General features: G+C 31.4%; 17 protein-coding genes and 2 pseudogenes. 11 read left to right on the forward strand and 8 right to left on the reverse strand.

All coding sequences use genetic code 11. The features are described 5' to 3' along the window. Positions 1 to 2 precede the first annotated feature (2 nt). Positions 3 to 452 (reverse strand): annotated as a pseudogene (locus NLG42_RS24430) (ABC transporter ATP-binding protein); the annotation flags it as partial. Positions 453 to 668: 216 nt separating this feature from the next. After that, positions 669 to 881 (reverse strand): annotated as a pseudogene (locus tag NLG42_RS24435) (ATP-binding cassette domain-containing protein); the annotation flags it as partial. Positions 882 to 1,031: 150 nt separating this feature from the next. On the opposite strand from NLG42_RS24435, the gene NLG42_RS12780 reads away from it, so the two are divergent. Beyond that, on the forward strand, positions 1,032 to 1,763 hold the full coding sequence (locus tag NLG42_RS12780; RefSeq protein WP_257681234.1) for a phosphodiester glycosidase family protein: 732 nt from the start codon (positions 1,032 to 1,034) through the stop codon (positions 1,761 to 1,763). Positions 1,764 to 1,774: 11 nt separating this feature from the next. Beyond that, complete coding sequence (locus NLG42_RS12785; protein ID WP_165768028.1) at positions 1,775 to 2,077, forward strand: hypothetical protein; 303 nt, start codon at positions 1,775 to 1,777, stop codon at positions 2,075 to 2,077. Here the strand turns inward: NLG42_RS12785 and NLG42_RS12790 are convergent. From NLG42_RS12790 to NLG42_RS12815, 6 genes are all read right to left on the reverse strand, one after another. Continuing rightward, positions 2,074 to 2,376 (reverse strand): DUF6787 family protein, encoded by a 303-nt coding sequence (locus tag NLG42_RS12790; RefSeq protein ID WP_089056629.1) that lies wholly within the window; start codon positions 2,374 to 2,376, stop codon positions 2,074 to 2,076. The two genes, NLG42_RS12785 and NLG42_RS12790, sit on opposite strands and share 4 nt — an antisense overlap. Before the next feature lie 31 nt (positions 2,377 to 2,407). Further along, entirely contained in the window at positions 2,408 to 2,839 is a 432-nt protein-coding gene (locus tag NLG42_RS12795; RefSeq protein ID WP_089056630.1) for a DUF6146 family protein, read from the reverse strand. 205 nt (positions 2,840 to 3,044) lie between these two features. Next, on the reverse strand, positions 3,045 to 3,605 hold the full coding sequence (locus tag NLG42_RS12800; RefSeq protein WP_089056631.1) for a DUF937 domain-containing protein: 561 nt from the start codon (positions 3,603 to 3,605) through the stop codon (positions 3,045 to 3,047). A 102-nt stretch (positions 3,606 to 3,707) separates the two neighbouring features. Continuing rightward, on the reverse strand, positions 3,708 to 4,658 hold the full coding sequence (locus NLG42_RS12805; RefSeq protein ID WP_089052428.1) for a D-2-hydroxyacid dehydrogenase: 951 nt from the start codon (positions 4,656 to 4,658) through the stop codon (positions 3,708 to 3,710). A 142-nt stretch (positions 4,659 to 4,800) separates the two neighbouring features. Next, entirely contained in the window at positions 4,801 to 5,871 is a 1,071-nt protein-coding gene (gene serC / locus NLG42_RS12810) for a 3-phosphoserine/phosphohydroxythreonine transaminase (protein ID WP_089056632.1), read from the reverse strand. A gap of 92 nt (positions 5,872 to 5,963) precedes the next feature. Continuing rightward, positions 5,964 to 7,037, reverse strand: coding sequence for an acyl-CoA reductase (locus tag NLG42_RS12815; protein ID WP_257681235.1), 1,074 nt, complete (start codon positions 7,035 to 7,037; stop codon positions 5,964 to 5,966). A 136-nt stretch (positions 7,038 to 7,173) separates the two neighbouring features. On the opposite strand from NLG42_RS12815, the gene NLG42_RS12820 reads away from it, so the two are divergent. The 9 genes from NLG42_RS12820 (at position 7,174) to pncB (ending at position 15,760) form a co-directional block, all read left to right on the forward strand. Next, a complete protein-coding gene (locus NLG42_RS12820) occupies positions 7,174 to 7,527 on the forward strand; it encodes a 4Fe-4S dicluster domain-containing protein (RefSeq protein WP_089056634.1) in 354 nt (117 codons plus the stop codon). A 173-nt stretch (positions 7,528 to 7,700) separates the two neighbouring features. Next, a complete protein-coding gene (locus NLG42_RS12825; protein ID WP_257681236.1) occupies positions 7,701 to 8,864 on the forward strand; it encodes a hypothetical protein in 1,164 nt (387 codons plus the stop codon). A gap of 308 nt (positions 8,865 to 9,172) precedes the next feature. Beyond that, on the forward strand, positions 9,173 to 10,267 hold the full coding sequence (gene ychF, locus NLG42_RS12830) for a redox-regulated ATPase YchF (protein WP_089052424.1): 1,095 nt from the start codon (positions 9,173 to 9,175) through the stop codon (positions 10,265 to 10,267). A 235-nt stretch (positions 10,268 to 10,502) separates the two neighbouring features. Beyond that, positions 10,503 to 11,180: a TIGR02117 family protein gene (locus NLG42_RS12835; RefSeq protein WP_257681237.1), complete on the forward strand. Its 678-nt coding sequence runs from the start codon at positions 10,503 to 10,505 to the stop codon at positions 11,178 to 11,180. Between the two features lie 7 nt (positions 11,181 to 11,187). Continuing rightward, positions 11,188 to 11,862: a hypothetical protein gene (locus NLG42_RS12840; RefSeq protein ID WP_257681238.1), complete on the forward strand. Its 675-nt coding sequence runs from the start codon at positions 11,188 to 11,190 to the stop codon at positions 11,860 to 11,862. Between the two features lie 91 nt (positions 11,863 to 11,953). Continuing rightward, positions 11,954 to 12,871 carry a YihY/virulence factor BrkB family protein gene (locus NLG42_RS12845; RefSeq protein ID WP_089056663.1) on the forward strand — a complete coding sequence of 306 codons (918 nt, stop codon included), beginning with the start codon at positions 11,954 to 11,956 and terminating at the stop codon, positions 12,869 to 12,871. A 120-nt stretch (positions 12,872 to 12,991) separates the two neighbouring features. Further along, entirely contained in the window at positions 12,992 to 13,516 is a 525-nt protein-coding gene (locus NLG42_RS12850) for an NADPH-dependent FMN reductase (RefSeq protein ID WP_089056637.1), read from the forward strand. A gap of 54 nt (positions 13,517 to 13,570) precedes the next feature. Continuing rightward, complete coding sequence (locus tag NLG42_RS12855; RefSeq protein WP_257681239.1) at positions 13,571 to 14,500, forward strand: transglutaminase domain-containing protein; 930 nt, start codon at positions 13,571 to 13,573, stop codon at positions 14,498 to 14,500. Positions 14,501 to 14,584: 84 nt separating this feature from the next. Continuing rightward, positions 14,585 to 15,760 carry a nicotinate phosphoribosyltransferase gene (pncB, locus tag NLG42_RS12860; protein WP_089056639.1) on the forward strand — a complete coding sequence of 392 codons (1,176 nt, stop codon included), beginning with the start codon at positions 14,585 to 14,587 and terminating at the stop codon, positions 15,758 to 15,760. Positions 15,761 to 15,871 lie beyond the last annotated feature (111 nt).

Below are 15,871 nucleotides of genomic sequence, written 5' to 3' on the forward strand. Positions count from 1 at the left end.
ACCTAATTACTAATTTGGCCGTCGACCATAATTAATTTTCTATCAGCCATATTCGCTAATTCTTCGTTGTGAGTTACGATTACGAAAGTCTGTCCAAATTCGTCACGAAGCTGAAAAAACAATTGATGTAAATTTTCTGCCGAATGTGTGTCTAAATTTCCAGAAGGTTCATCGGCAAAAATAACATCTGGTTTATTGATTAAAGCTCTTGCAACCGCAACACGCTGTTGCTCTCCGCCCGAAAGTTCGTTTGGTTTGTGGTTGATTCTGTGCGATAAACCAAGATATTCTAAGATTCTTTTAGCTTCCTTTTCAGTTTCGGCTTTTGGTTTGTTAGCCATAAAAGCTGGAATACAAACGTTTTCTAAAGCAGTAAATTCTGGTAATAATTGATGAAACTGAAAAATAAATCCAAGATTTAAATTTCTAAAATCGGATAGTATTTTGTCCTTCTTGCTTTTCTTTTTGAAATATCTTGTATAATAAACAAGCATTAAAACTATTGGTAAAAATAAAGCGCCAATTGTAATTAATCGTACTATTTCGTCGAAAATTTTAGTTCTGAAAAACAGTAAAAAAACAGCTAGAATTATGATATAAATAGAACTTGTCCAAGTAATGATTTTAAATGTTCTCTCTTCTTTTGAATTGTCGGTTTCAACATCTTGCAGTTTCAAAACATTTTCGCCATTGATCGTTAATGATGAATCAGGATTACTGTCAGGTTTGTCTAAAGTTCCTAAAATTTGTAATAAAGTCGTTTTTCCTGCACCAGAAGCTCCAACGATCGAAACAATTTCGCCTTTTTTAATATGTAAATCAACTCCCTTTAAAACTTCAAGTTTATCGTAGAATTTATGTATGTTTTTTGCGTGTATCATGTAGTGAAACTGTTTTTACAAAGAAACAAAGAATCTATCGATATAAAAATGGGTTGTAACAGAATTTTATGAATAACATTTTTAATGTACTAAATAGGTGGGTTGTGCAAAAAAGAATATAAATTAGTAATGAAATTTTATAAGGTGTCTATGAAGGTTTTACTAAATATAAAATTAAAGTTATTGCTACTTATAGCGGCAATATTGATCATTTTTATAAGTGCAAAAGTTTATGATAGAAATTCTTTTGTAGTGTATACGATTGATGCTAAAAAGCAGGATTTAAGATTGTTTTGGAAAAACGAGAATGGTGAAAAATTTAAAAGTATTCAGAATTTAAAAGACTGGATTGAAAAACAAAATCTGGTTTTAGATTTTGCGATGAATGCAGGAATGTATAATAAAGAGAATTCGCCTCAAGGACTTTATATTGAGAAGCAAAAAACATTGGGAGCATTAGATACAACAAGCGATGTTGGAAATTTTTATTTAAAACCTAATGGAGTATTTTATTTAACGACTGGAAATGTACCTGCAATTTGTAAAACGGAACAGTTTAAAAATAATACAACAATAAAGTATGCAACGCAATCTGGTCCTATGTTGATTATTGATGGAAAAATACATCCAGAATTTAAAGAAGGGTCGTCTAACTTAAATATTAGAAACGGAGTTGGGATTCTGCCAAATGGAAATGTAGTTTTTGTTTTGTCTAAAAATGAAATAAATTTTTATGATTTTGCGGCTTATTTTAAAAGCTTAGGATGCAGAAATGCGCTGTATTTATACGGTTTTGTATCGAGAGCTTATGTTCCGTCGGAAAAGTGGATTCAAACTGACGGAAATTTTGGTGTATTATTTGCAGTAGTTAGAAAAAAATAATTGTGGATATGATGGAAATAGAAGAAACAACAATTGTAGAAGATAACAGAATGTCAAAATTAATAATTGGATTAATTTTGGATGGAATTGGTATGATTTCATTTTCGATTCCTTTAATCGGCGAGTTTTCAGATGTTATTTGGGCGCCAATTGCGGCTCTTATTATGAGCAGAATGTATAAAGGACGTATTGGAAAAGTGGCTGGAGTTTTGACTTTTCTTGAAGAAATAATTCCGTTTACAGACATTATTCCTTCTTTTACACTTACTTGGATTTATACGTATTTCTTTTCGAAGGAACGTATGAAAATTTAGTCTTTAAACAAGAAACCTAGTCCCATGTTCTTGAGCATTTTCTTTTCGAAGTTCCAAAAGAATTTGAATTGCCCGAAAATGGTTCCAATAGCGACCAATAAAACTTGATAAATTGGAAAAATAATAATAAGACGAATTAAGTTAAACCAAAAGCCAAAATCTTCTTTGGTAATACCTAACCAAATGCAAAAAGGCTTAGAGAGCCAAGCAGATGCCGATCCTGTAATGGCAAAAACTATAAGTATAATAATGGCTTGTAGATTTGAGGTTATTCCCCAACGTTTCTTTAATCTATTCATTGCTATTTGTAATGATTACAAATATACTATATTATCTTGATGGGACATAACCCCAAAGCTTTTGTTTGTAAGTATTTTGAAAATAAATCATATAATTATAGATAAGATAATTTACTTCGTAGCCATAATGTATATCTCGTCGATAATCGATCGTCATTTCGTATAAATTTGGATTGTAACGCTGCGGCTGCAGAACTCTGTTATTCCATTCAGTTACATATAAATAATTTTTATTTTCTAAATACGATAAGGAAAGATAATTTCTTGGATAAGCTCTAGAAGCAAGCCAGGTATTAAAGCCGTTGTCTATTATTATAACTTCATATTCTAACGAATCATTTGCAATTCTAACAGTATCATTTCCTTTTTTAACAGGATTGTCAGCGACAGCGACATTTTTTGATGCCGTTGAACATGCAACTATCGTAAGAATAAAAATGAATATGGAAATATATTTTTTCATGGTATCTGAAATTGTAGCCTAAATTTACGAATAAATCAGCAGAAGAGCTTGTTATTTAACTTTTGTATAAGAGGTAAAGATCCTTGAAGCCGTAAATGTTTAGAAGTGTTTTTTACTAAAAAATGCTGTTTTACTTTTAGCAAAACAGCATTTATAATTTATCTTTTAAACCGATGTTCCTTTATAACTTTGGAACCAAAAAGTCTTATTTACTTCCGAATAATTTTCCAAGTAAGCCGCTAAATCCGCCGCTTTTGGTTAAAGCTGCAGCATCAGCAATGTCTACTTTTCCATCGTTATTTTGGTCTAGGCCAAATTGCATTCCGTATTTAGAAATAGTGTCCATAATATTTGAAGCCTGTCCGCTGTTTCCAGAAATTGAACTGATAATATCTGTAATTTGAAAACTACTGTCGTTTGGATCTTTTGCTTTATTTACTAAAGAATTTAAGATTTGCGGAATCATGCTTGAAGCAACACCAGAAGAATCGGCACTGCTTAAACCGAATTTTTCGCCCAAGCTCCCAGTTAATTGCTGCGTGATTTGCTGTACTACAGGATTTGAACTGTCTATTGGAGAACTTCCGTTAAACAAACCTGCAAGCTGCTCACCGCCGCCTTCAGATGCAATTTTTTGCAAGCCTGCAAATATTGAAGTACTTGTTTCGCTTATTACTGCTTCATTGTGCTCATTTGGGATTGCTGTATTGTTAACAACAGCGTTACCTCCGTATTGCTGTACTAATTGTGTTAATTGTTCAAACATGATTAAAAGAGTTTAGATTAGAACTCAAATTTAATCAAAAAAAGAAAGGGATTTATTAAACGATGTTAATAAATCCCTCCTAAATAATTTAGATATAATTAATTAGCTTAATAAAGTAATAATTTGTGAAGCTAATTCAGTACCAATTCTGTCTTGTGCTTCTCCTGTTGCAGCACCAATGTGCGGTGTAAGAGAAATTTTAGAGTGCATTAAAATTGCCATTTCTGGTTTTGGTTCGCTTTCGAAAACATCTAAACCAGCAAAAGCAACTTTTCCTGAATCTAAAGCTTTTACTAAAGCTACTTCATCGATAACTCCACCGCGAGCACAGTTTACGATTCCAACACCATCTTTCATGATTTCAAGTTCTTTTTCTCCAATGATATAACCATTTTGAGCAGGAACGTGTAATGTAATGAAATCAGCTTCTTTAAACAATGATTCTAATGATTGAGAAACGATTGTAGTCGTGATAGATTGTCCATCAAAAAACTCAACTTTTACATCAACTTGCGGAATAAAACTATCTGCAGCGATAACTTTCATACCTAAACCAAGCGCCATTTTTGCAGTAGCTTGACCAATACGTCCAATACCAACAATACCAAGAGTTTTACCTCTTAATTCAGTTCCATTTGCGTAAGCTTTTTTCAAACCGTCAAAGTTTGAATCTCCTTCAAGAGGCATATTTCTGTTAGAATCATGCAAGAAACGCACACCAGAAAATAAGTGTCCAAATACAAGTTCAGCAACAGATTCTGATGATGAAGCAGGAGTATTAATTACATGAATTCCTTTGCTTTTAGCATAGTCAACATCGATATTGTCCATACCAACTCCACCGCGGCCAATAATTTTTAGACCAGGACAAGCATCAATAATATCTTTACGAACTTTAGTTGCAGAACGAACTAAAACTACGTCTACATTGTTTTCGTTTACAAAATTTGCTACTTGTTCTTGTGCTACTTTTGTAGTTATAACTTCAAAACCACCTTTTTCTAAGGCTAGAATTCCACTTTTAGAAATTCCGTCATTAGCTAATACTTTCATTGTGTGTTGTGTGTTTATTTGGTTAATCGTTAAATTGTTTAATCGATAAACCAGCTATTTGATTTTTCTTTTTTGATATTTTAAAGGAAGTATTTTTTGACGATTAAACAGTTAAACAAATTAACGATTAACCGAAAAAAAATTAAACTTTAGATTCTAATGCTTTCATTACATCAACTAAAACCTGAACGCTTTCAATTGGCATCGCATTGTAAATAGAAGCTCTGTAACCGCCAACAGAACGGTGTCCTGGCAATCCAGAAATTCCTGCTTCTTTCCATAAAGCATCAAATGTTGCAGTATGATCAGCATTGTTCAATAAGAAAGTTACATTCATATTAGAACGATCTTCTAGAGCAGCTGCACCTTTGAATAATGGGTTTCTGTCGATTTCAGCATAAAGTAAAGCTGCTTTTGCATCGTTTAATTTCTCAACAGCTGCAATTCCGCCTTTTTCTTTAATCCATTGTAAAGTTAATAACGAAACATATACTGCAAAAACAGGCGGAGTATTGTACATACTTTCTGCTTTAATATGTTTAGCGTAATCTAACATACTAGGAATTGCTCTTCCGTTTTTCTCTAAAATTTCTTCTTTAATTACTACCAAAGTAGTTCCTGCAGGTCCCATGTTTTTTTGAGCTCCAGCATAAATTAAATCAAATTTTGAGAAATCTAATTGGCGTGAAAAAATATCAGAACTCATATCGCAGACAACAGGAACGTTAGTTGCTGGAAAGTCTTTCATTTGAGTTCCAAAAATGGTATTATTACTTGTGCAGTGAAAATAATCTGCATCAGATGGTATTTCGTATCCTTTTGGAATATGGTTGTAATTTTCTTCTTTTGAAGATCCTACGATAACAGTTTCTCCAAAAAACTTAGCTTCTTTAATCGCTGCCGCTGCCCAAGTTCCTGAATCTAAATAAGCTGCTTTTCCATTTTCTTTCATCAAGTTGTAAGGAGCCATTAAGAATGCTGTACTTGCACCGCCTTGTAAAAATAAGGCTTGATATCCTTTTCCTTGAAGTCCTAACAATTCTAAAGCAAGCGAACGAGCTTCATCCATTACAGCAACGAAATCTTTGCTTCGGTGTGAAATTTCAAGAATCGATAATCCTGAATCGTTAAAATTTAAAACTGCTTTTGATGCCTTCTCAAAAACTTCCTGAGGTAAAATACTTGGTCCTGCGCTGTAGTTGTGTTTTTTCATGGTTGTTGTTAATAGTCGAAATTTTAAAAACGCAAATTTCGGCAATAGGAGCTGAAAAAGCGATAAATTATTCGAAATATTTGAACATTTTATTACTTTGTTGTTAACAAAAACGTTATAGTATCAACGTTATCTGCATAATCCCACAATTGCGGATTTTGAGTTTGACCAAATGCAGTACTGTTTTTAATCAAATTATTACTTACAATACATTGTATTTGCTCTTCGTCAGCTTCAAGTCGATTTTGTAAACTTTCAAGATCTTCATAATGTTCATAAAAAACACTCGAAATAGGTGAGGCATAACTAGAATCTTCTTTCAGAGTCAAAAAGCCATTATCCAGCAATTTAAAATTACTCATTAAAAAAACCGCTTTGTTGTAATCGTAGTTGTTAGCATATTTTTCATAATGAATAACATCCTGATATTTAAAAACAGCTTGAAAGAAAGCATCAAATGAATAGCCTTTTGGTACAAAAAGTTTAGAAACATTGCGGCATCCTAAACCAAAATATCTAAAAATATCTTCACCTAAAGCTTCTAATTCTTCATGAGTTTCTTTTCCATTCAGCACTGCAGCCGAATTTCTATTTTTTCTGATAATTGAAGGTTTGTCTTTAAAATAATACTCAAAATATCGTGCTGTATTGTTGCTTCCTGTAGCGATTACAGCATCAAAATTTTCTAATTTTCCTTCAACGAAAGTGATTTTATCTTTTAAATTTTCATCAACAGCAATTAAATATTTGGCTAAAAAAGGCAATAAATGCTGGTCATTTGAAGACGTTTTTATTAAAGCTCTGTTTCCAGTAATTATAACAGATAAAAAATCATGAAAACCAACTAACGGGATATTTCCAGCTAGAATTAAGGCAACAGTTTTTTCTTTTTTATCGTTTTGAGCAAATTCAGATGAATAATTGGAAAGCCATTTTTCAATGTTTTCTTTCGTTAGAGCATCCGCCCATGATTTTATGGCAAAGAAAACCTGTTCAGGAGTATACCAGCCATTGTGAGATTGTGATAATGTTATTAGTTTTTCAAAATCATTAAAAAAAGTTTCATTGTGTAAAACGTCAGATTTTTTCACGGATTCCTTTTCAGAAAACTGACTTAAAAATTTTCCTAATTCAACAAAAACACTTTTTTTTGTTTCTAATGTCATAATGTTTGTATATGAAAGGTTTTGATTGTAATTTTGCACAAAAATAAGCTATATTAAGTTATAAGGCAAAGCCGAATAAAATGTTTGACATTTTTAATGGAAATCTGATAACTTTTAACTCGAAATCAAGAATAAAATGGCAATAATTATAACAGACGAATGTATTAATTGTGGGGCTTGCGAACCAGAATGCCCAAATACAGCAATTTATGAAGGAGCTGATGATTGGAGATACAAAGACGGAACTAGTCTTTCAGGAAAAGTAATTTTACCAGACGGAACTGAAGTTGATGCAGAAGATGCACAAACTCCAATTTCTGACGAAATCTATTATATTGTTCCAGGAAAATGTACAGAATGTAAAGGTTTTCATGATGAACCTCAATGTGCTGCTGTATGTCCTGTTGATTGTTGTGTACCAGATGATAATCATGTAGAAGATGAAGAAACCTTGTTAAATAGACAAGCGTTTTTACACGGAGATGCATAATCTTTCTGAATAAATGATAAAAAAAAATCCTGAACATTACGTTCGGGATTTTTTTTGCTCAAAATTTGAGGTTTTGTAAATGGGCTATTTTGTTGGTTTTTAGTGTTTTGATTTTTGTTTTTTTAATTTGTAAGAATAAAATTAATACTTTAGTTGAAAATTTAAGATTGCCTATGAGGAAAATTATACTTCTATGTATTGTATTATTCGGTACTAGTATTTCTGCACAAAATGAGGAACATTCAATAATTGTAAAAGATGTAGAAACGGAGTTACCTGTTGAAAATGCAACGATTGTTGTTTTGAAAACCAAACAGATTTTATTAACTAATAAAGATGGTAAAGCTGTTTTTATGTTAAGTGGAGGATCTAACATACAGGTTTCTGAAACTAATTATGAGAGCCTGACCATTCGATGGGCTTCCTTAAAAGAAAGTGATTTTGTAATTTACTTAAACAATAAGGATAATAAATTAGATGAAGTTGTTTTGTCTAAACAGTCTCCTCAAAAAGTACTTCAAAAAATAGTTTCCAATTCTGTGCATATGTTGGCAGCATCTTATAGACTGAAAGTATATGTTAAGGAGTTTTTTATGCTTGACAATCAGTATTCTTATTATAATGACGGGCTTGTGAATTTTCAGTTTGTTGGAGATCAGAAAAAAGCGACAACAACACTTCTTGTAGAGCAAAACAGATCTTACGGGATATTAGATACAGATGTAAGTGCAGATTTAAAAGGATATAATTTGAATAATATCATGGAAAATTATTCGAATTTAAAATATTTTGAACCACTTTTAAATCCAAAAGCAAAGAAGGAATACGATTTTATTATAAAAGGCCATTCTAACAATAAAGATTATTATGTAATGACAATTACACCTTTGGATAAAGCAAAAGAAGCGATTGATAGTTTTGAAATTATTTACGATCCAGAAAAGAAACTTATCCTAGAGTTCACAATTGATGCAACGCCGAAAAATATTGATAAAATAGAAGAAAAGACGACAGTAAATTCAAAGAATATTACGAAGTCTTTTGTAAAAGTAGATTATAGATTTGATGGCAAGAATTATTATTTGTTGAGCTCAAACGAGGAAATAGCTTATAATCTTATTTTAAAAGATGCAGTTAAAAAGATTCAAGTGCGTAATAGTTTTACAACAACAAGCTTTAATAAACAAAATTTTACTTATAAGGAAAGCGATGTTTTTAAAGAGAAATCGCTTTTTAATAAAAAGAACAAAATCCTGACCAATTATTGGGATATTTCAGGATTAACTGCAACAGATGAAGAAAAAGCAATTGTAAGTTCGTTAGAGTTTAAAATGTAGTTTTGATTAAAATGACAAAAAAATCCTGAAGTCTATTCAGGATTTTTTTGTGTAAAATTATTATTTAGAAGCATGATTTCTCGAGTTTTGAAAAAAATTAAGCTGCTGAATAAAAGTAATTTTATTAATAAACATTTTTACTTCGCTTAAGAGCTATTAAATCTTATATTTGCAAAATTTTAAAGTCCAAAAATATCAATTTGGCATAAAGAGAAAGAAAAACTTAAAATTATAATCCATTAAGTAATACCGCTTAGTGGCTTGACTCTAGAAATTTGGAGTCTAATAAAAATAAATAGAAACAACAGATGAAAGCAGGAATTGTAGGATTACCAAATGTTGGAAAATCAACATTATTTAATTGTTTATCTAATGCAAAAGCGCAAAGTGCTAACTTTCCGTTTTGTACAATCGAACCTAATATTGGTGTTGTAAACGTTCCAGATCCAAGAATCAATAAATTGGAAGAATTGGTAAAACCAGAGCGTGTACAAATGGCAACGGTAGATATAGTAGATATTGCAGGTTTGGTAAAAGGTGCAAGTAAAGGTGAAGGTCTTGGAAATCAGTTTTTAGGAAACATTAGAGAGTGTAATGCAATTATTCACGTTTTGCGTTGTTTTGATAATGATAATATTGTACACGTTGACGGAAATGTAAACCCAATTCGTGATAAAGAAACTATCGATATCGAATTGCAGTTAAAAGACTTAGAAACGATCGAAAAACGTTTAGAGAAAGTAAAACGTGCTGCAAAAACCGGAAACAAAGAAGCTCAAACTGAAGAAGCTTTGTTGAACAGAATTAGAGAAGCTCTTTTGCAAGCAAAATCTGCAAGAACAATTATTCCTCAAAATAATGATGAAGAAGTTCTTATGGAAGCTTTTCAATTAATTACTGCAAAACCAGTTTTATACGTTTGTAATGTTGACGAAAGTTCAGCAGTAAACGGAAATAAATACGTTGATCAAGTTCGCGAATTAGTAAAAGATGAAGAAGCTGAAGTTATTATTCTTTCAGTAGGAGCAGAAGCTGATATTACAGAATTAGAAAGCTACGAAGAGCGTCAGGTTTTCCTAGAAGATATGGGATTAACTGAGCCGGGAGCATCAGTTTTAATTCGTGCAGCTTACAAATTATTAAAACAGCAAACTTACTTTACTGCTGGAGTAAAAGAAGTTCGTGCTTGGACAATCAATATTGGAGCTACAGCGCCACAAGCTGCTGGAGTTATTCACACTGATTTTGAAAAAGGTTTTATTCGTGCAGAAGTGATTTCATACGAAGATTACGTGCAATACGGTTCTGAAGCAAAAGCAAAAGAAGCAGGAAAATTTAAAGTTGAAGGAAAAGAATATGTTGTAAAAGATGGTGATGTAATGCACTTCCGTTTCAACGTTTAGTCTTTTTTTAGAAAATAGAATAAAGAAGAAAGAGAATAGATTAAAACTGCTGGAGAAATTCAGCAGTTTTTTTTATTTACGTTTCTATTGTCGGGATCGCTCAGGATAACAAAAAATAGGAATAAATCTGCTCGATCTGCAAAATCTGTGAGAGATAAATTTTAGCAATTAAATTTTTGGCTCAAAAATTGGTTACAGAAAAATTAACCAATAACTAATCTAAAAACCAATCAAAATGCTAAAAAAAACTTTCAAATTTCTAGGCTGGACACTTTTAGGAATCTTCAGCTTTCTTGTTTTATACATACTTTCAGTTTATCTGATTTCTAAAATAACCGTAAATTCAGATATTGCTCAAGTTGAAGAGCAAAATGCTGTTCCTATTTACATACTTTCAAACGGAGTTCATACTGACATTGTCGTTCCGATAAAAAATGAAATCAAAGACTGGCGAAATGAAATTCAATTTAGTCAAACCCAATCAAAAGATTCAATAATGAATTTTGTTGCTTTTGGCTGGGGCGACAAAGGTTTTTATCTCGATACGCCAGAATGGTCTGACTTAAAAGCGAGCACAGCATTAAAGGCCGCATTTGGAGTAAGTTCATCAGCGATGCATACTACATTTTATAAGCAATTGCGAGAAGGAGAGGATTGCAAACGTATTTTAATTTCGAGAGAGAATTATCAAAACTTAGTTACTTATATCTCTGATAGTTTTAATAATTCAACAAAACCAGAATGGATTGAAGGTCACAGTTATGGAAAAAAGGACGCCTTTTATGAAGCAAAAGGAAGTTATAGTCTTTTTTATACCTGTAATACTTGGGCAAACTGCGCTTTGAAAGCAGCAAATCAAAAAGCGAGTTTATGGACGGTTTATGATAAAGGGATTTTTTGTCATTATAAATAAATGAGTTATGAAAAAGCTGATTTTATTTTTAGCGATAATATCGATAAGTATTTCTTGTAAAAAAGCTGATGCAGCAGCAGAATATGAAGGTTTAGCATTTTATTTTGAGAACCCTCAACCCATTCATGATTCTGAACTAAATAGTTTTCCTTCTAAATTTAAAGGATTATATATTAACACAGATTCTACACTTTTAAGAATTGACGATTATAGAATTTCTAAAGAATATTATTTTAAGTTCAGGATTCACAGACAAAAACTAGATTCTTTAAAATCTGAATTTGATCTTGTTGACGGAAAGTTAATTTCTAAGGATACACAAGATAAATTTGATGTGTTTAAAAAAGGTGATTCAATTGAATTGTCTAGAAAAGAAGTAGATACATTATTTAGATTGTCGTATAATCAGAAAATAAAACGTATAAATGGGCAGTTAGTTTTAAGTACAAGAGATTCTGTTTTTTGGAGAATAAAAATAATGTCATTAGAAAAGAGTATTCTTAAAATTAAGAGTATTTATTTGCCAGATGACTTGAAGAAATTAGACTCAGTTACTTCGATAAAAGCAAAAATGATAGATTCAATGTCATATTTGATAAAACCAACAAGAAAGGAATTTAAAAATATTTTGAAAATTAAAAATCTAGGTTACGATCAGGAATATAAAAAAGTCTCGAACTGAGACATGGAAAAAATATAAAATTCTATCACAATACAAGAATTGATTTTTTTCATAAATGCTTAAATTTGAGAGAATCTCAAAGAATGAGCAGATGAAAAATCAAAATGTATTTTCAAAATCCTGGTATTTATTAAAAACAACATTTTTAGAATTTAATGATGATAATGCTATAAAGTTAAGTGCAGCATTATCTTATTATACCATTTTTGCATTACCTCCTTTATTGATAATTATAATTACTATTTGCGGCGTTTTTTTTGGAGAAGAAGCAGTTACAGGGCAATTGTATGGTCAAATCAATAGATTGGTTGGAAATAATGCTGCGGTACAAATTCAGGAAGCAATTAAAAATGTTCAATTATCAGACAGTAATGTATTTGTAACGGTCTTTGGGGTTATAATGCTCTTAATTGGAGCTTCAGGAGTTTTTGCTGAAATTCAGAGTTCAATCAATTATATTTGGGGATTACGAGCAAAACCCAATAAAGGTCTGAAAAAGTTTATTCAAAACAGAATAATGTCATTTTCTATGATTGTAACTGTTGGATTCTTAATGCTTGTCAGTTTAATGCTCAATGCGACACTTGATGTTTTAAATGCGCGATTAAAGCTTTATTTGCCAGATACTACTGTTTACTTGTTTTATATTATAAATTTAGTAATTGTTTTAGCAAGTATTACGTTGCTTTTTGCGATTATATTCCGAACTTTACCTGACGGAGTTATCAAATGGAAAGATGCTTTTATTGGCGCTTCCTGCACCGCAATTTTATTTATGATAGGTAAATTTGCGATCGGACTTTATTTAGGAAATTCGACAATTGCCAGTGTATATGGTGCAGCTGGTTCTGTAATAATAATATTAGTCTGGGTGTATTACTCAGCTATTATTTTATATTTTGGAGCTGAATTCACTAAGGTTTATGCGAAAACTTTTGGAGGCAGTATTTCTCCAAATGAATACTCTGTAGAAATACAAAAAGAGATTTTTGAAATTGAAAACGTCTAAAAAATAAACCATGTAAGTTATAGAAGTAAATTAAAGTTTGACTTCATAAATTGAAGAAAAAGAATTTCAAATGAACTTATATAACTTATATGGTTTCAAAAAAAATAAAAATACTACGATATGAAAATAATAGCTTTTGGAGGAAGTAACAGTACACAGTCGATCAATAAACATTTGGCAACTTATGCATCAAGTTTATTTGAAAATGCTGATGTAGAAGTTTTAGATTTAAATGATTTTGCAATGCCTTTGTTTAGCGTTGATTTAGAGAAACATGTTGGCCAGCATGAACTTGCAAAAGCTTTTTTGGCTAAAATAGAAAGTGCAGATCTTTTGGTGGTTTCTTTGGCAGAGAATAATGGTAATTATTCATCAGCATTTAAAAATCTTTTTGATTGGTGTTCAAGGATAATGAAAGAAATTTTTCAGCATAAACCAATGTTATTATTAGCGACTTCACCTGGAGTTCGTGGCGGTGCATCAGTTTTAGAAATTGCAAATAACGCTTTGCCAAGATATGGAGCACAAATAAAAGCGACTTTTTCATTGCCTGCTTTTAATGCGAATTTTGATTTAGAAGAAAATAAAATCTCAAATGCAGAGTTAGATAAAGAACTTAAAGATATTATCAAATCAAGTTTTTAATCAATGCCGCAAAAAAAGATTGCTTTTATATTCTTACTGTTAAACAGTATTTTTTTGAATTACACTTTTGCTCAAAAAATTAGTGAAGTTGATAAAATAGTTGCAAAATATCCGAACAAATTTGCGTCAACAGAAAAACTAGCGGAAAGAATTGAAACAGACTTTAGTTCTGATTATGATAAAGCGAGAGCAATTTACAGCTGGATGGCTTTTAATATAAAGTACGATTACAGTACTTTTTTAAATCCGCCCAAATCACAAGGTTTTTCATATTCAACAGAAGCAGAAAAGCAGCGAAAAATTAAAGCTTTGAATGATAAAATGCTTCAAAAAGCTTTTACTTCTAGAATTGCAGTTTGCGAAGGATTTACAGCTTTGTACCAACATTTGGTTGAATTAGTTGGTCTTAAGTCTGAAATAATTCGGGGAGATTCTAAAACCAGATTGGCTGATATTGGAAGAAAAACAACTTCTTCAAATCATGCTTGGAATATTGTTTTGATTGATAAAAAATGGCGCTTAGTTGATGTGACTTGGGGACAAGGATATTATGACAGTAACAAAGGAAAAATGGTTAATGATTTTACTCCCATTTATTTTGATACTAATCCTGATTATTTTTTCGCGAAACATTTTCCTGATTCAGGCTCATATTTAGGAAATAAACTAAGTAAAGAAGATTTTCTTAACGGGCCTTTAATTTATAATAAAACAATAGAAGAAGATTATAAAGTTAAATCGCCGGATTCTGGAATTATTGATGCAAAGTTTGGCGATAAAATTACTTTTGAAATTAAAAATGTTTCAAAATCCGATCAAATTTTTTATCTCAATAAAAAAAATCAGCCCGTTAAAATTCAAAACTCAAGAGAAAAACGAGGCAGTTTAGAATTTCAAATAGTTTACGACAAAAACATAGGAGATTATATTACTATTTATGTAAATACCAGCAGTATTGTTTCATTTAAAATAGTTAAAAAGTAAATCCTGAAAAGGTTTATTTAGCAGTGTTTTCTCCTTTTATCGAATTGCCGTATCTTAGCAATTCAGGATTTGAATTAATAACCTATGGAGACTACTTTTTTGAAATCAATCTTAGACAATGATTTTTATAAATTCACAATGCAGCATGCTGTAATACGGCTTTTTCCAAAGGCAAAAGTTCGTTATGGATTTATAAATAGAGGAAAACATGTTTTTCCAGAAGGTTTTGCAGATTTGCTTCGACGTTCTGTTGACGCTTTGGCCGATCTTCGCTTAACAAAAGAAGAAAAAAATTATCTGTCACATTATTGTCCATATCTTGATCCTACTTATTTAGACTTTTTGCAAGGATATAGTTTTGATCCTTCTGAAGTTCAAATTACTCAGGAAGGTTCAGAAATTAAAGTTACCATTGAAGGATTTTGGTACAGAACAATTTTATGGGAAGTTCCTTTAATGTCTTTAATTTCGGAGCTGTTTTATAAATCAAATCATTTAATTCGCTTAAATGATGAAGCAATTAAAGATCTTACCAAAGATAAAATTGACAATTACAATAAACTAGGTGTTTCCGTTTTAGAATTCGGTACAAGACGTCGTCATTCTTATGATGTTCATGCTCTTGTTAATGAAACCTTGAATACTTTTGGAGGTCAGAGTTTTATGGGAACCAGTAATGTGCATTTTGCAATGCTCAATAATAAGCGTCCGTTGGGAACTCATGCACACGAATGGTTTATGTTTCATGCTGCACAATATGGTTTTAAAATGGCCAATTTGATAAGTTTGGAACATTGGACACAAGTTTACGGCGGAGACCTCGGAATTGCTCTTACAGATACTTATACTACAGAAATATTTTTCAATCAGTTTGATAAAAAATACTCCAAACTTTTTGATGGCGTTCGACATGACAGCGGCGATCCAATTGAGTTTGCTCAAAAAGTGATTTCGCATTATACCAAAATGGGAATTGACCCGAAATCGAAAGTCATTGTTTTTTCGGATTCTCTTAATTACGAAAAAGTAAAAGCGATCGTTGATTTTTGTCAGGATAAAATAAAAATGTCCTTCGGTATTGGAACGAATTTCACGAATGATGTTGGTCTTCCTGCGATGAATATGGTAATTAAATTGACGGATACAAAACCTGATAATTTACATTGGCAGGGCGTTGTAAAACTTTCTGATGAAAAAAACAAAAATACGGGAACGCCCGAAATGATTGCTTTAGCGAAGGAAGTACTGGGAATCAAATAGTATTTCTTTGCTGAAAAAGCAGTTTTTTAATATTTTTAGCCTCTGTTTTATTTTAAAATCAATTTAAATAGAATTTAAACTGTTATTATTCATAACAAAAAGAAAATACGC

The sequence above is a fragment of the Flavobacterium plurextorum genome, assembly GCF_024638035.1.
GTDB classification, from domain to species: Bacteria; Bacteroidota; Bacteroidia; order Flavobacteriales; family Flavobacteriaceae; genus Flavobacterium; species Flavobacterium plurextorum.

Excerpts from the sequence above, each read along its gene's own strand:
- NLG42_RS12780 (WP_257681234.1), top strand. The coding sequence starts at position 1,032 with ATGAAGGTTTTACTAAATATAAAATTAAAGTTATTGCTACTTATAGCG.
- NLG42_RS12785 (WP_165768028.1), top strand. The coding sequence starts at position 1,775 with ATGGAAATAGAAGAAACAACAATTGTAGAAGATAACAGAATGTCAAAA.
- NLG42_RS12790 (WP_089056629.1), bottom strand. The coding sequence starts at position 2,376 with ATGAATAGATTAAAGAAACGTTGGGGAATAACCTCAAATCTACAAGCC.
- NLG42_RS12795 (WP_089056630.1), bottom strand. The coding sequence starts at position 2,839 with ATGAAAAAATATATTTCCATATTCATTTTTATTCTTACGATAGTTGCA.
- NLG42_RS12800 (WP_089056631.1), bottom strand. The coding sequence starts at position 3,605 with ATGTTTGAACAATTAACACAATTAGTACAGCAATACGGAGGTAACGCT.
- NLG42_RS12805 (WP_089052428.1), bottom strand. The coding sequence starts at position 4,658 with ATGAAAGTATTAGCTAATGACGGAATTTCTAAAAGTGGAATTCTAGCC.
- serC (WP_089056632.1), bottom strand. The coding sequence starts at position 5,871 with ATGAAAAAACACAACTACAGCGCAGGACCAAGTATTTTACCTCAGGAA.
- NLG42_RS12815 (WP_257681235.1), bottom strand. The coding sequence starts at position 7,037 with ATGACATTAGAAACAAAAAAAAGTGTTTTTGTTGAATTAGGAAAATTT.
- NLG42_RS12820 (WP_089056634.1), top strand. The coding sequence starts at position 7,174 with ATGGCAATAATTATAACAGACGAATGTATTAATTGTGGGGCTTGCGAA.
- NLG42_RS12825 (WP_257681236.1), top strand. The coding sequence starts at position 7,701 with ATGAGGAAAATTATACTTCTATGTATTGTATTATTCGGTACTAGTATT.
- ychF (WP_089052424.1), top strand. The coding sequence starts at position 9,173 with ATGAAAGCAGGAATTGTAGGATTACCAAATGTTGGAAAATCAACATTA.
- NLG42_RS12835 (WP_257681237.1), top strand. The coding sequence starts at position 10,503 with ATGCTAAAAAAAACTTTCAAATTTCTAGGCTGGACACTTTTAGGAATC.
- NLG42_RS12840 (WP_257681238.1), top strand. The coding sequence starts at position 11,188 with ATGAAAAAGCTGATTTTATTTTTAGCGATAATATCGATAAGTATTTCT.
- NLG42_RS12845 (WP_089056663.1), top strand. The coding sequence starts at position 11,954 with ATGAAAAATCAAAATGTATTTTCAAAATCCTGGTATTTATTAAAAACA.
- NLG42_RS12850 (WP_089056637.1), top strand. The coding sequence starts at position 12,992 with ATGAAAATAATAGCTTTTGGAGGAAGTAACAGTACACAGTCGATCAAT.
- pncB (WP_089056639.1), top strand. The coding sequence starts at position 14,585 with ATGGAGACTACTTTTTTGAAATCAATCTTAGACAATGATTTTTATAAA.